At 46.2% G+C, this 14,799-nt stretch carries 13 protein-coding genes, 1 pseudogene and 2 riboswitches; of the genes and pseudogenes, 10 read left to right on the plus strand and 4 right to left on the minus strand.

Annotated features, from left to right (window positions below):
• The 3 genes from AC1WMD_RS00495 to AC1WMD_RS00505 all read right to left on the minus strand — a co-directional run bounded on the left by AC1WMD_RS00495 (position 1) and on the right by AC1WMD_RS00505 (position 3,217).
• The gene (locus AC1WMD_RS00495; RefSeq protein WP_494255732.1) at positions 1-2,286 is read right to left on the minus strand and encodes a ribonucleoside-diphosphate reductase subunit alpha; all 2,286 of its coding nucleotides are present in this window, start codon (positions 2,284-2,286) and stop codon (positions 1-3) included.
• Positions 2,243-2,392 carry a hypothetical protein gene (locus AC1WMD_RS00500; protein WP_494255733.1) on the minus strand — a complete coding sequence of 50 codons (150 nt, stop codon included), beginning with the start codon at positions 2,390-2,392 and terminating at the stop codon, positions 2,243-2,245. Before AC1WMD_RS00500 ends, AC1WMD_RS00495 begins: the two co-directional genes overlap by 44 nt.
• Before the next feature lie 22 nt (positions 2,393-2,414).
• A riboswitch (cobalamin riboswitch) is annotated at positions 2,415-2,612 on the minus strand.
• A 143-nt stretch (positions 2,613-2,755) separates the two neighbouring features.
• Entirely contained in the window at positions 2,756-3,217 is a 462-nt protein-coding gene (locus AC1WMD_RS00505; RefSeq protein ID WP_494255734.1) for a hypothetical protein, read from the minus strand.
• A 327-nt stretch (positions 3,218-3,544) separates the two neighbouring features.
• Here AC1WMD_RS00505 and AC1WMD_RS00510 point away from each other — a divergent pair, with 327 nt between their 5' ends.
• The 6 genes from AC1WMD_RS00510 (at position 3,545) to AC1WMD_RS00535 (ending at position 11,112) form a co-directional block, all read left to right on the plus strand.
• Positions 3,545-5,623, plus strand: a complete 2,079-nt coding sequence (locus tag AC1WMD_RS00510) for a carbon starvation CstA family protein (RefSeq protein WP_494255735.1) — start codon at positions 3,545-3,547, stop codon at positions 5,621-5,623.
• Positions 5,616-5,819 (plus strand): YbdD/YjiX family protein, encoded by a 204-nt coding sequence (locus AC1WMD_RS00515; RefSeq protein ID WP_494255736.1) that lies wholly within the window; start codon positions 5,616-5,618, stop codon positions 5,817-5,819. Before AC1WMD_RS00510 ends, AC1WMD_RS00515 begins: the two co-directional genes overlap by 8 nt.
• A 133-nt stretch (positions 5,820-5,952) precedes the next feature.
• The gene (locus AC1WMD_RS00520) at positions 5,953-6,879 is read left to right on the plus strand and encodes a ketopantoate reductase family protein (RefSeq protein WP_494255737.1); all 927 of its coding nucleotides are present in this window, start codon (positions 5,953-5,955) and stop codon (positions 6,877-6,879) included.
• Positions 6,880-7,016: 137 nt separating this feature from the next.
• A complete protein-coding gene (locus AC1WMD_RS00525; RefSeq protein WP_494255738.1) occupies positions 7,017-8,693 on the plus strand; it encodes a glycoside hydrolase family 13 protein in 1,677 nt (558 codons plus the stop codon).
• 416 nt (positions 8,694-9,109) lie between these two features.
• A complete protein-coding gene (locus tag AC1WMD_RS00530) occupies positions 9,110-9,640 on the plus strand; it encodes a YfiT family bacillithiol transferase (protein ID WP_494255739.1) in 531 nt (176 codons plus the stop codon).
• Between the two features lie 257 nt (positions 9,641-9,897).
• Positions 9,898-11,112 (plus strand): MFS transporter, encoded by a 1,215-nt coding sequence (locus AC1WMD_RS00535; RefSeq protein WP_494255740.1) that lies wholly within the window; start codon positions 9,898-9,900, stop codon positions 11,110-11,112.
• A 27-nt stretch (positions 11,113-11,139) separates the two neighbouring features.
• Here the strand turns inward: AC1WMD_RS00535 and AC1WMD_RS00540 are convergent, their stop codons facing one another.
• Positions 11,140-12,324 carry a class I SAM-dependent rRNA methyltransferase gene (locus tag AC1WMD_RS00540; protein WP_043903669.1) on the minus strand — a complete coding sequence of 395 codons (1,185 nt, stop codon included), beginning with the start codon at positions 12,322-12,324 and terminating at the stop codon, positions 11,140-11,142.
• Between the two features lie 158 nt (positions 12,325-12,482).
• Here AC1WMD_RS00540 and AC1WMD_RS00545 point away from each other — a divergent pair, with 158 nt between their 5' ends.
• From AC1WMD_RS00545 to AC1WMD_RS00560, 4 genes and pseudogenes are all read left to right on the plus strand, one after another.
• Positions 12,483-12,797 (plus strand): YbjQ family protein, encoded by a 315-nt coding sequence (locus AC1WMD_RS00545; RefSeq protein ID WP_494255741.1) that lies wholly within the window; start codon positions 12,483-12,485, stop codon positions 12,795-12,797.
• A 67-nt stretch (positions 12,798-12,864) separates the two neighbouring features.
• Positions 12,865-12,972, plus strand: a riboswitch (TPP riboswitch).
• Between the two features lie 110 nt (positions 12,973-13,082).
• Positions 13,083-13,781 carry a thiaminase II gene (gene tenA / locus AC1WMD_RS00550; RefSeq protein WP_494255742.1) on the plus strand — a complete coding sequence of 233 codons (699 nt, stop codon included), beginning with the start codon at positions 13,083-13,085 and terminating at the stop codon, positions 13,779-13,781.
• Positions 13,765-14,355, plus strand: a complete 591-nt coding sequence (locus AC1WMD_RS00555; protein ID WP_494255743.1) for an ECF transporter S component — start codon at positions 13,765-13,767, stop codon at positions 14,353-14,355. The genes tenA and AC1WMD_RS00555 overlap by 17 nt, the downstream gene beginning before the upstream one ends.
• A gap of 94 nt (positions 14,356-14,449) precedes the next feature.
• Positions 14,450-14,797: pseudogene (locus AC1WMD_RS00560) on the plus strand (ABC transporter ATP-binding protein); the annotation flags it as partial.
• Positions 14,798-14,799: the final 2 nt, after the last annotated feature.

A 14,799-nucleotide genomic window follows, 5' to 3' on the forward strand; every position in this document is an offset into this window, starting at 1 on the left:
TTAACTTGCGCATGATTCGCATTCGTCAATCGTGCTGGAAGTGGAACGGACGTAATACGTTGTTTTTAGTCCTGACTTCCAGGCGGTGAGATGAAGGTCTAACAGTTCTTTCGCTTTAATCGTGTTCATGACGTAAAAGTTGAACGAAATCGATTGGTCGATATGGCGTTGCCGCGCTGCGTTTTGTTTAATGCTCCAATGCTGGTCGATATGGTACGCCGATTTATAATACCATGTTGTTTTTTCATTTAAATCAGGTACAGTGACGGGGATTTTGTAATCTTTCTTTTCTTCCGCGTACACTTTTAAAAAGATCGGGTCAATGCTGGCGGTGCTGCCGGCGATAATCGATGTGGAAGCGTTTGGCGCAACAGCCAGGACGTAACCATTGCGCATGCCGTGTTTGGCGACTTGTTTTTTCAGTGTGTCCCAGTCGGCATTGTCGTTGCGGCGGTAGCCGCGCTTGTCAAAATAGGCACCTGTCTGCCAATCGGAGCCTGGAAATGCGGGATAACTACCTTTTTCCCTCGCCAATTCCATGCTTGCTTGGATCGCCAAATAGGTGATTTTTTCATACAGCTTGTCCGCGTATTCAACTGCTTCGTCCGATTCCCAGCGCATGCCTTTTAACGCAAGCAAATGGTGCCAGCCGAACGTGCCAAGCCCGACGGCGCGGTATTTTTGATTCGTCAGCTGCGCTTGCAGGACAGGAATGTTGTTTAAGTCAATGACGTTGTCAAGCATGCGCATTTGAATCGGAATGAGCCGCTCAAGCACATTGTCGGTGACGGCGCGGGCAAGGTTAATCGACGACAAGTTGCAGACGACAAAATCGCCGGGGATTTTTTCAATGATAATTTTTCCGTCTTCCGTATATTGCTTTTCCACAACAGTCGGGCTTTGATTTTGCGCGATTTCCGTACAAAGGTTGCTGCAGTAAATCATGCCGAGGTGCGCGTTCGGATTTTTTCGGTTCACTTCGTCGCGGTAAAACATAAACGGTGTCCCCGACTCCAGTTGGCTACGCATAATGCTTTTCATAATTTCAATCGCCGGTACTTTTTCTTTCGAAAGACGCTCTTCATGGACGCATTGCCAATATTTTTCACGGAAGCTGCCGCGCCCTTTTTCTTCATCGTAAAAATCCTCCAGGCTAAATCCCATCACTTTCCGCACTTCATGCGGATCAAACAAATACCAGTCCCCGCGCTTTTCCACTTGTTCCATAAATAAATCAGGAATGCAGACGCCCGTAAATAAATCGTGTGTTCTCATCCGTTCGTCGCCGTTGTTTAATTTTGCGTCCAAAAAGGCGAAAATGTCTTTATGCCATACATCTAAGTAAACGGAAATCGCACCTTTGCGCTGCCCTAATTGATCGACGCTGACGGCGGTGTTATTAAGCTGCTTCATCCATGGAATCACGCCGGAGGAAACGCCTTTAAAGCCTCTGATGTCGCTGCCGCGGCTTCTGATTTTTCCGAGATAGACGCCGATTCCGCCACCCGATTTCGAAAGGTTGGCGATATCGGTATTGCTGTCGTAAATGCCTTGCAGGCTGTCGTCGACTGTATCGACAAAGCAGCTTGACAGTTGTCCGTAGCTTTTTCCAGCGTTTGCCAAAGTCGGTGTGGCAACGGTCATGTACAAGTTGCTTAACGCCCAGTACGCTTCTTGGATAAGGGCAAAACGGCGCTGCTTTGGCTCTTTGGCCATTAGCGTCATCGCGATGATGAGAAACCGCTCTTGCGGAAGCTCATACAAGTTGCGTTCGTAGTCGCGAGCAAGGTAGCGATCGGCGAGTGTGCGCAAGCCGATGTAGGTAAACAGCTTGTCTTTTTCTGGATCAATAAGTTTGGCAAGTTCCATGATTTCTTCTTTTGTATAATCTTCCAAAAGGGAACGATGATACACTCCCTTTTCGACAAGTGCAGCAATTAAATCATAAAGGCTGCCGTAACGTTGAGCTTCGTCGTATCCGCGCTGTTTTGCCGCTTCTTTATATAATTGTTTTAAATAAATGCGGGCGCAGACAAACGTCCATTCCGGTTCTGTTTCGCTAATATAGGAAAGCCCCTCTAGTATGAGATAATGAAAGAGCTGCTCGACAGAAATGGTCTCTTTATGTTCGATCACGCGGATGATGCGTTCGATATAGTCATCTGTCTGTAAGTGCGGAAAATCGCTCGTCGTGCGGCGAATAAAGGAAATGAGTTTCTCGTGGGAAAATGGCTCCGCTTGTTCATTTTCTTTCGTAATCATCGTATTGCTTGTTTGCAATGCCATCGTTTTCTCCTCCTTGTCGTCCATAAAAAAATCCACTCGGGTCGACGAGTGGATGAAACGACAGCATAAAAAGGGTAGGAGAAGCCCTTTTCCACCATCGTTTCATCTTCCCGCTCCCCGGAGAACATGAAACGCAACCAAGCAAGGCAGGTCTCCTGACTCGTGCTTCTTCCTACTTTGGATCCTTCCCATACGCGCGCCCAAACGAGCTTTCGCATACAGTGGATGCTCCATTTCGTCCGCACATACAGTTGCGGGGGCAGTTCTGGATTCGCACCAGATTCCCTATTAAGTCCGAACGGACACCATTGCTTGTGGTTTTACTATATATAGTTGTTGGTTAAATAAAAAACACAATATATAGTGCTTTGTCATTGGTATAAGCATATAATAAAACGCTGGAAAATTCAACTATGATTTTACGACAAAAAGAAAAATGAGAAATGCTGTTTTGTTGTCCAAGCATTTCTCATTGGTGCGGGGGATGGAATTTTAGCAATACAATTTGAAGCAGCCGCCCGATACATATCCCGGGAATGGCAAACAGCATCGGCAGCCAAATAGGACCGAAAAATATGCCAAAAAATGTGATGTGCGAGGAATACATTAGACCAACGGTAACAAAATAGGCGGAAAATACAAACGGCAGGAACGAATAAGGGGTTTGTCCTCCGCCCGCATCTTTGAACGCGTCCCACATCGCGTAAAAATATAAACATGGATAAAACATGAGCCACTCAAAGTCAATGATGTGGATGGCCTCACGAGTATTCCCCAAAAAACTTAACCGAATGGCCTCGTTAAACCGCGATTGAATGTTAATAAGAAACTCTAAGAGGATAAATAAAACGCCTTTAAAATATTTTCTATTTAAAATTTGCCCAAATCCAGGTAGTGCAATGCTCCACAATAACGGTTCCATTGCTTTCACGTTTTCTAACCCTTTACTAAAATAATTTTCTTGACGATGATATTGTTGGTTATTGTGACGAAAACAAAATAGAGCAAAAAAATGAAAATTCCACCTCCTTAATGGTTGGCTGTAATTACATTATTTAGCAAACAGCACGATTTTATGCTATTTCACAATAATAAAACAAATATTTTCTATTTTTTTGAATATAAACGTAATGGAATAAAATTCTTGACTATATATTATTAATTATCGCAAATAAAAAAATATTCTTTAAATTTTTCAGAATAATGAATATAATATTAATGTAATGAATTTTTAATGAACAACAAAGGGGGAAAAAGTGTGAAAGGGCTTAAATCCGTTTTGCTTTGGGGTCTTATTTCTGTACTTGGAGCAGCAGGATTTGCGATCCTCGCATTAAGCCGTGGCGAAACGGTTAATGCGGTTTGGATGATTGTTGCCGCTGTATGTACGTATGCGGTGGCCTACCGCTTTTACAGCAAGTTTATTGCCCGCAAAGTATTTGGGCTCGATGACACTCGCAAAACACCTGCCGAGGTGTTTAATGACGGAAAAGATTATGTGCCGACGAACAAATGGGTGTTGTTCGGCCATCACTTTGCGGCGATCGCCGGCGCCGGCCCGCTCGTTGGACCGATTTTGGCGGCGCAAATGGGATATCTGCCGGGAACGCTGTGGATTGTGATCGGCGTTGTTTTAGGCGGAGCTGTACAAGACTTCGTTATTTTATTCGCTTCGATGCGTCGCAATGGCAAATCGCTTGGCGAAATGGTGAAAGAAGAAATCGGCCCTGTGACAGGCTTCATTGCTGCGCTTGGTATTTTAGGAATCATGATTATTTTATTGGCTGTTTTGGCATTGGTGGTTGTGAAAGCGCTTGTGGGAAGTCCGTGGGGCATGTTCACCATCGCTGCGACGATTCCGATTGCGATTTTGATGGGAATCTACATGCGCTTTATTCGTCCGGGACGCGTAGCAGAAGCTTCTTTAATCGGATTTGTTCTGCTCCTTGTTTCATTGGTTGCCGGACAGTATGTAGCGGAAAATCCAACGCTAGCGGAAATTTTTACATTAAAAGGTGAAACGATCGCGATTTTAATGATCATTTACGGATTTGTTGCATCAGCATTGCCAGTATGGTTATTGCTTGCGCCGCGTGACTATTTAAGCACATTCTTAAAAATCGGCACGATTGTCGGCCTTGCTTTAGGCATTTTGGTCGTGGCGCCAGATTTGCAAATGCCGGCGGTAACGAAATTTATCGACGGCACTGGCCCGGTATTCGCGGGGAACTTATTCCCATTCCTGTTTATTACGATCGCCTGCGGTGCCGTATCCGGATTCCATGCCCTTGTTTCGTCCGGTACGACGCCGAAAATGATTGAACTCGAGAGCCACTCTCGCCCGATCGGCTATGGCGCGATGTTGATGGAATCGTTCGTCGCTGTCATGGCGATGGTGGCAGCATGCGTGCTGACTCCGGGAGCATATTTTGCGATCAACAGCCCGCCTGCTGTCATCGGCCAAGATGTAGTGCAAGCAGCGAAAGTCGTATCGTCATGGGGATTTACCGTGACGCCTGACATGCTGTCAGAGCTTGCGAAAAATGTCGGCGAGCAAACGATTTTATCGCGGACTGGCGGTGCGCCGACACTGGCGATTGGAATGGCGGTTATTCTCTCGAATGTAATCGGCGGCAAAGCGTTAATGGCCTTTTGGTACCATTTCGCGATTTTGTTTGAAGCGCTCTTTATTTTAACGACGATTGACGCTGGTACGCGCGTCGGCCGCTTTATGATTCAAGATATTATGGGCACTTTCTACAAACCGCTTGGCAAAACCGATTCGCTAGTTTCCAATATTATTGCGACGACGCTGTGTGTGTTCGGTTGGGGCTATTTCCTATACCAAGGGGTAGTCGATCCGCTTGGCGGCATCAACACGTTGTGGCCGCTGTTCGGCATTGCCAACCAAATGCTGGCGGGAATTGCGTTGCTATTCGGTACGACCGTGCTGTTTAAAATGGGCAAAAAAGCGTACGTTTGGGTAACGCTGGTCCCGACTACTTGGCTTTTAGTTGTCACGCTCACCGCAGGATATCAAAAGCTGTTCCATAGCAATCCAAAAATTGGTTTTCTCGCCCATGCGGATATGTTTAAAAATGAATTAAATCAAGGAAAAATCTTGGCTCCTGCGACCAATGAGGCGCAAATGCACCAAATCATTATGAACGACTACATTGATGCAACGCTTTGCGCGATTTTCATGCTTGTTGTGATTGCCATGTTGATTTCGGCAGTAAATATGTGGATAAAAGTATTGCAAAACAAACATGTACCGTTGAAAGAAGCACCTTACATCCCACGGGATGGAGGAGAAGGGGCAAAACATTATGCTTAAGCGGCTGCAAACCATTTTATCTTATCGAAAGCAATTTCTTGATTTGCTTGTCGGCGTTCCCAATTATGAAAAATATGTCGAGCACATGAAAACACACCATCCGGGAGAGCCGATCAAATCAAGAAAAGAGTTTTTCTGCGAAGTGCAGGAAGCGCGCTACAACGGGAAGGGTGGAAAAGTTTCGCGTTGCTGCTAAGCAGATAAGAAAGGAAAGAGGGGAAGAACACGTTCCCCTTTTTCCTTTTATAACGCTTTATGTTTGGCGGTCGTGCGGAAATGAACAGCGCGACTGTTTCCTATTTTTATGTTTTCAAGGAGGGAATACATAGATGCGCATTCTTGTCGTCGGCGCCGGCGCGGTCGGCGGTTATTTTGGCGGAAGATTGCTCGAAAAAGGAGTGGACGTGACATTTCTTGTCCGGGAGCGGAGAAAAAAACAGCTGCAGGAGAAGGGACTAGTGATTCATAGCGTTCACGGCGATGCGGTGCTGTCTCCGAAGCTGCTTGTAACGGGTGAGCAGGCTGAGCCGTTTGATGTCGTCATTTTTTCCAACAAAGCGTACCATCTGCCGGAAGCGGTTCGCGACGCGAAACGGTATGTTGGCGAAGCAACGTTGATTTTGCCTCTGTTAAACGGCATGGCGCATATGGACATGCTTTGGGAGGAGTTTGGCAAAGACAATGTGCTCGGCGGGCTTTGCTTTATTGAAACAACATTAAATGAACATGGGGAAATCATACAAACGAGCGCTTCCCATGATGTCCGCTTTGGCGAATGGTCCGGGGAGCGGACGGAGCGCGTTCTTGCGTTGGAACAATTATTTTCCGGCTGCAACGCCCGTTTCCGTTTAAGCGAGCACATTGTAATAGATATGTGGAATAAATATTTATTTATCGCAACGATGTCCGGAGTGACGACGCTGTTTCGTGCGCCAATTGGCCCAATTCGGTCGGGAGAATACGGACAAGAAGTTGTTGGTGGTTTGCTGAGAGAGATTGCAGCTATTATGCAAGCGCATGGCGCGCCATTGACAGAAGAAATGATCGATCGGCAATTGGCCCAGTTAAATAAAATCGAAGCGGCGATGAAATCATCGATGCAGCGCGATATGGAAAAAGGGCAGCTGATTGAAGCCGACCATTTGCAAGGCTACTTGCTTTCATTGGCAAAACAATACGAAATCGAAACGCCGCTGTTAAAAGTGGTGTACCATAATTTAAAAATTTACGAGACGAATCACTCCAAAACAGAGTAAGGAAGGGAAAAAGCGCAGCCTTCGATATGTGTCGAAAAGAAGGCTGCCTTCTTTTTTGCAAAAAAGATTGTATATTGCCATCATGTAGTGTACATTTCATAGTGAAAACGTATGCACAAAAATAGGAGGATACAGCCTTGGAGAAAGCTTGGTGGAAAGAAGGAGTGGTATATCAAATCTATCCAAGGAGCTTCATGGATGCGAATGGGGACGGAATCGGCGATCTCCGTGGAATTATCGAGAAGCTTGATTATTTAAAAGACCTTGGAATTGATATTATATGGATATGTCCGATTTACAAGTCGCCAAACGCCGATAACGGATATGATATCAGCGATTACCATGCGATTATGGAAGAGTTCGGAACGATGGAAGATTTCGATGTGTTGCTGAAGGAAGTTCACCGACGCGGCATGAAGCTGATTTTGGATTTAGTCATTAACCATACAAGCGATGAACATCCATGGTTTATCGAATCGCGTTCATCAAGGGACAACCCGAAGCGGGATTGGTATATTTGGCGTGATGGAAAAAACGGCCGAGAGCCGAACAACTGGGCAAGTATTTTTGGCGGCTCCGCCTGGGAGTACGATGTGAAAACCGGCCAATATTATTTGCATATCTTTGATGTAAAGCAGCCAGATTTGAACTGGGAAAATGAAGAAGTGCGCAAAGCGCTTTATCAAATGGTGAATTGGTGGCTCGCTAAAGGCATTGACGGCTTCCGCGTTGACGCGATTTCCCACATTAAGAAAAAGCCGGGATTACCGGATTTGCCGAATCCAAAAGGGTTGGATTATGTTCCGTCTTTTGCTGGTCATATGAACCAAGAGGGGATTATGGAATATTTAAAAGAGCTGAAAATGCAAACGTTTGCGCGCTATGACATTATGACGGTCGGAGAAGCGAACGGCGTGACTGTCGACGATGCCGAACAATGGGTCGGCGAAGAAAACGGCATTTTCAATATGATTTTCCAATTTGAACATTTAGGGCTATGGCAAACAGGAACGGATGGTGGCGTCGATGTGCGCCAATTAAAGCGCATGCTGACGAAATGGCAAAAGGGGCTCGAAAACCGCGGCTGGAACGCGTTGTTTTTGGAAAACCATGATCAGCCCCGCTCCGTTTCGACATGGGGAAATGACAAGGAGTACTTGGTCGAAAGCGCCAAGGCGCTCGGCGCACTCTATTTTTTAATGCAGGGAACTCCTTTTATTTATCAAGGCCAGGAAATTGGGATGACGAACGTTCAATTTCCGAATATTGAAGACTACAATGATGTCGCCATTAAAAGAATGTATCAAATTGAACGGGAAAAGGGCCGCTCCCATGAAGAAATTATGAAAGTGATTTGGAAAACGGGGCGCGACAATTCGCGCACGCCAATGCAATGGTCCGACGCGCCAAATGCTGGTTTTACGACGGGAACGCCATGGATGAAAGTGAACGAAAACTATAAGACTATTAATGTTGAAGCACAATTGCGCGACCCGAACTCCGTGCTTTCGTTTTACAAAAAAATGATACAGCTTCGCAAGACGAATGAAGTGTTCGTTTACGGAACATATGACTTGCTTTTAGAAAAACATCCGGCGATTTATGCGTATACAAGAACGCTCGGCAGTGAAAAAGCAGTCATTATTGTGAACCTGAGCGACCAGCCAGCATTGTACCGTTATGACGGCATCCGCTTAAGTTCCGATAATTTGGTGTTGCAAAACTACGACGTCCGACCGCATAAAAACGCAACCCGCTTTAAGCTAAAGCCGTATGAAGCGCGCGTGTATTTGCTTCGACATGAATCAAGCTAGCGCTCTATGTCTTTTAATCTAGCGACAGGGGACAGCCAGAGAATTATGAAGGTGGAGGCGGCAAATCCGAATTCAGGACAGCTATTCCAGCTTCAGATCAAGTAGCAATTTGACCTAATCGCTTCAACGTACTAGGCTTGTCAAATTTTTTAGTCTCTGAGTTTTTGCAATGTCCTTTTAAATCTATGACTGCGATAATTCGAGTTCAATGCATGCGATCTAATGTCGCATGTTTATGAAGCGGCAATCATTTTTGTTTCGGCTTAGTTATCTATGGGGAAATTTGCTAACCAAACAAAAAAGCTGTTTGCCTGTATTAGAAGAGACAGGAATGCTTTTTAATGTTGTTATCTACATTTTTAGGAAGGATTTTTTATATTGGTGCGGAATATGGATAAGAAAGGAGGAGGGAAATCATGGATGACATTCGCTATCCAATAGGAAAGTTTAAAGCCCCGGAAGCATTTCGAAAAGAGGATGTCGGGCGGTGGATTGCCGATATTCGCCAAGTGCCTAGCGCATTGCGGGAGGCGGTCAGCGGATTGAATGAAGAACAGCTGAACACGCCGTATCGCGATGGTGGGTGGACAGTTGCTCAAGTTGTGCATCATATCGCCGATGCGAGCATGAATGCGTTTTTGCGCACAAAATGGACACTGGCGGAGGATGTTCCTTCGATTAAACCGTTTGAGGAGAATGATTGGGCAAAGACGCTAGAAGCCCGTTCACTATATGTCGAGCCATCGCTGCAATTGCTCGAAGGCCTTCACGAGCGGTGGGCGTATCTACTAGAATCGCTGAGCGACGAGGATTTTCAACGGAATTTTTATCATGAAGGTACAAAAGAGAACGTCCCTTTATATGTATTAATCGCCATGCACGCATGGCATGGCAAACATCATACGGCGCAAATTGTCTCGTTGCGACAACGTAAAGGATGGAACTAAAAGCTGCCCGGGCAGGCAGCTTTTTTATCTTAATATAATGAGAAGGGAGAAAAACTTATACTGAAAACCGCTGTGCCGCCTCGCACATGTGGTATATATTTGGAGGAAAGTGGCTTTGTGAAATAGTAGTAAAAAAATAAGGTGAGCATATCTTATGGATTTCCAATAAGCTTTTCTCATAAAAAATTAATCTATTTATGTTACACTAAACTGTATTGAGTGTTTGGTTTAAAATGAATGATTGGAGGGAGTTTGTGGTGGGTGAACCACAAAGTCAAACAATAGATGCGACTAAGGAAAAAATTTGGACGAGAGATTTTGTGCTCATTTGCTTAGCCAACTTTTTTGTGTTTCTTGGCTTTCAAATGACATTGCCGACTATCCCGCTGTTTGTCGAGCATCTTGGCGGCAATGACCAGCTGATCGGCTTAGTGGTCGGGATTTTCACCTTTTCGGCATTAATTGTGCGGCCGTTTGCCGGCCATGCATTAGAAGCAAAGGGACGGCGTTTTGTATTTTTGATAGGGCTGGCGATCTTTGTCCTTTCGGTGGGATCGTACAGCTTTATTACAAGCATTTTGCTGTTGTTTATGATGAGGGTTATTCAAGGGATCGGCTGGGGCTTTTCCACTACTGCATCAGGCACGATTGCCACGGACATCATCCCAGCTAGCCGCAGAGGCGAAGGAATGGGATATTACGGACTGTCAGGGAATATAGCGCTTGCGTTTGGACCATCGCTTGGACTATTGCTTGCCGGAATGCTGTCTTTTGCACCCCTTTTCTTGATTTGCGCCGCGTTAGGATTGGCTTCCTTACTGTTCGCTGCGAATATTACATATAAAAAAATCGAACAGCCGCAAAAGCTGGCACACCACAAATGGGACATTTACGAAAAAAGTGCGTTAGAGCCTTCGATTCTGCTTTTTTTTCTAACCGTGACATTTGGCGGAATTGCTTCGTTTCTGCCGCTATATACCGCGGAAAAAGGAATTTCAGGGATTCAATGGTATTTCCTGATCTATGCGCTTGCCTTAATGGTAACAAGAACGTTTGCCGGCCAATTGTATGACAAAAAAGGACATCAGGCCGTATTTATTCCGGGTGCCGCGCTTATTTTGCTGGCAATGTTATTGTTGGCATGGCTGCCGAACAACATGATTTTATTTACGGCAGCGATTCTTTACGGACTAGGATTCGGAACGGTACAGCCGGCGCTGCAGGCATGGTCTGTCGAACGAGCGGAGAGAGATCGTAAAGGAATGGCAAACGCGACCTTTTTCGCCTTTTTCGATTTAGGAGTCGGGGTCGGCGCGATGGTCTTCGGGCAAATCAGCCATTGGTTCGGATATGCAAGCATTTATCTCACCGCAGCGCTGTCGGTGTCTTTTTCCATTTTGTTTTATTTATTTGTGCTGAAGAGAGAAAAGACGCTGTATAAACAGCGTGAAAAAAGGGTGGCCCAAAAGTGATGATCACTTTTAGGCCACCCTCTTTTCTTACCGGCGCGAATGCACTTCATAAATCGCAAACTTTAAATAATCTCCTTCATCAGCGGCCAGCAGCTTCGGATGGTCGTAGCCGGCGCCGTTCCAGTATACTTGCCGCAAAATTTTCTTCGCGTCAAACGCCGCTTCGGCGATCATCGCTTGGAAAAGATCGGCGTGAACATGGTACGAGCAGCTGGCGGTAACGAAAAAGCCGCCGTCTTTGACCAGCTTCAAGCCGTTTAAGTTAATATCTTTATAGCCGCGCAGCGCTTTCGGAACGGCATGCGCGGATTTTGCGAACGCCGGTGGATCGATGATGACAACATCCCATTGTTTTCCGTCGCGAACCGCTTCGCGCAAATAGTCAAAGGCGTTGGCGACGACAAATTCGACGTTCGTAAAGCCGTTTAAGGCTGCGTTGCGCTTCGCTGTTTCAATCGCGTGTTCGGAAATATCGACCGCGGTGACATGTTTTGCCCCGTATAAGCAGGCGTTCAGCATAAACGAACCGGTATGGGTAAAGCAGTCAAGCACTGTCGTGTTGCTGTCAATGAGCGGTTTAATTGCCGCCCGATTTTGCCGCTGGTCGAAGAAAAATCCTGTCTTTTGTCCATTTTCAATATCGACAATATATTTGACGCCGTTTTCTTCAATGAGCACTTCCGTTTCCGCTTCGCCGTACCAAAAGCCTTTTTCCTGCTCTAGTCCTTCGAGTTCGCGGACGTACACGTCATTGCGCAAATAAATCGCCCGTGGCTGAAACACTTCCAATAAGCCGCGCAAAATCCAGTCTTTTCGTTTTTCCATGCCGAGGGAAAGAATTTGCGCGACAAGCACGTCTTCGTACTTATCCACGATCAGCCCTGGCAAAAAGTCGGCTTCCCCATAAATGGCGCGGCATGAGCGGACGCCGGGAATCATCCGTTCGCGATACGCCCATGCTTGGCGGATGCGCTCGACAAAAAATTGCTCATTTAACTCATCCTCGGGATTTTGCGTCAACACGCGGACAATCATTTGCGATTTTGGATTAATATAGCCTTTGGCTAAAAAGTAGTTCTGATGATTGTATACATCGACGAAATCTCCCGGTGCAAAATCGCCTTCAATATGATCAACTTCGCTTTGAAAAATCCATGGATGACCTTGTTCGAGCCGTTTTTTTCGGTTTCGTTTTAAAAATACTTTCGCCACATTCTCCACTCCAATATGATGTAGTCATTTGCGTTTTTAATAATACCGAATTGCGGGCAAAGACGCAATGAAGACAACGTTTGTCGACATTTGACAGGGTTATTTTTTTGAGATATCGAATAATGATAAACATAGCATAGAAGGAAAAGAGGGATGCCATGATCATTGCGACAACGGATTACATACCGGGAAAACAAGTGAAAGAGTATATCGGGTTTGTCCAAGGCAATACGGTGCAGTCCAAACATATCGGCAAAGATATTATGGCCGGGCTGAAAACGATCGTCGGTGGGGAGATTAAAGCGTATACGGAAATGATGGATGAAGCGAGAAAGATCGCGATTGAACGCATGGTGGAAGAGGCGAGGCGCCAAGGGGCGAACGCGGTGATCGGCGTGCGGATCACAACGGCGGCGATTATGGCGAATACGTCGGAAATTTTGGCATACGGCACGGCAGTGATGGTGGAATAGGAAAAAGGGTTGACAACCATTTTCCAAGTGATATGATAAACTCAAACAAAAAAATTTCATAACGGACGCAATCCACTAGGGGGGCCTTTAGAAAGGCTGAGATCAAAGTGTGCCTTTGAGACCCTTAGAACCTGATCTGGGTAATACCAGCGTAGGGAAGTGGAGCAGCGCAGTCGCGGATCGATATTTTGCTGTAGTTTTGACGACTCGTATGCAACGCCACTTTCTTTACGCCTTTGTAAAGGAAGTGGCGTTTATTTTTTACGAAAAAAGGGGGAGAAGAGGATGTCATTTGCAAAAGAAGTGAGGAAAAAGGCTGACCCGATCTGGCAGGCAAGCTTTCATCACCCGTTTGTCAAAGAATTAGGAGAAGGGACGCTTGATCTCACCCGTTTCCGCTATTATGTGATGCAGGATGCCTATTATTTGCGCCATTTTGCGAGAGTGCAAGCGATCGGGGCGGCGAAGTCTCCAGATCTAGCGACAACCGCAAGGCTGGCGCATCATGCCCAGAGCACATGCGAAGCGGAATTGTCCTTGCATGAGACGTTTGCCGAACTGCTTGGCATTACTGACGAAGAAAAAGCGGCTTTTATCCCGGCGCCAACGGCATACGCCTACACGTCCCATATGTACCGGGCGGCGTATGAAGGGCATTTAGGCGACGTCATTGCCGCGATTTTACCGTGCTACTGGCTTTATTATGAGATTGGCGAAAGATTAAAAGATTGCAAGCCAGACGAGCCGATTTATCAAAAATGGATTGGTACGTATAGTTCTGATTGGTTCCGCAGTTTAGTAGAAGAGCAAATCGCCCGTTTGGATGCGATCGCCGAAGCGGTCACGGAAGCGGACCGCAAGCGGATGGAGCAGCATTTTCTGATCAGCAGTGAGTATGAGTACGAATTTTGGGAAATGGCTTATCGTTTAGAAACATGGCCATCAGCAAGAAAGGAGATGCAAGCGTATGTCCACAACAACTAAAGGATTGAAACTCGCTGATATTTTAACAACGATTGTGATTGCGGTGGTATTCGGCATCATTTATAAAGTGTGGGGACCGTTGTACGACTTTGTGAAAGTGTTTGGCTTTCATCTTGACCAATTGATTTATGGCATGTGGTTTATCGCCGCGTCAGTAGCTTATTTGCTCATTCGCAAGCCAGGAGTTGCCCTGTTGGCGGAAATTGCCGCTTCTTCCGGTGAATTGATCATGGGCTCTGAATGGGGGCTTGAAGTGCTTATTTACGGAGTGATTCAAGGGTTGTTGGCGGAAGCGGTGTTTGCGGCATTTCGTTATAAGAGATTTGACGCATTGGCTGTGTCGCTCGGCGCGATCGGGGCGACCATCGGCTCGCTGGTGATGGATTTTTACAAAGGATACATTGAAGCGCTGGCACCTTGGAACTTGGCGTTATTCTTGATTGCCCGCTTTGTCGGCGCGGTGGTGATTTCCGGATTTTTCGCCGTTTCGCTAGTAAAAGCGTTAGAGAAAACGGGGGTAACGCAAATGTTGCGTCCGGCTTCGAAAGATGATTATGATGCGCTCGATCGCTGAAAAAGGTGGCGGTGAAGCAATGAAACCGATCGTTGCTGTAGAGCGGCTCCGCTTAAAATTTCCAGGCAAAGATACGCTGTTGTTTAAAGATTTATCACTTACCATTTACGAGGGAGAAAAAGTATTGCTGCTCGGTCCGTCCGGGTGCGGCAAATCGACGTTGTTGCAAGTGCTGTCTGGATTGATTCCGCATTCGATCGACGTGCCGATGAAGGCGGAGCGCTTGCAGCTCCCGACGAACTGGGGATATGTGTTTCAAGATCCGGATACGCAGTTTTGCATGCCGTTTGCGGACGAGGAAATTGCTTTTGCCCTTGAAAACATCGGCGTGCCGAGAAGCGAGATGCACCATCGGATCCAAACGCTGTTAGAAAAAGTCGGGCTGTTTATTGAGCCGCATACCGATATTCACACGCTGTCAGGCGGGATGAAACAGCGGCTGGC

The organism is Parageobacillus sp. NEAU-HV-2 (genome assembly GCF_059115485.1).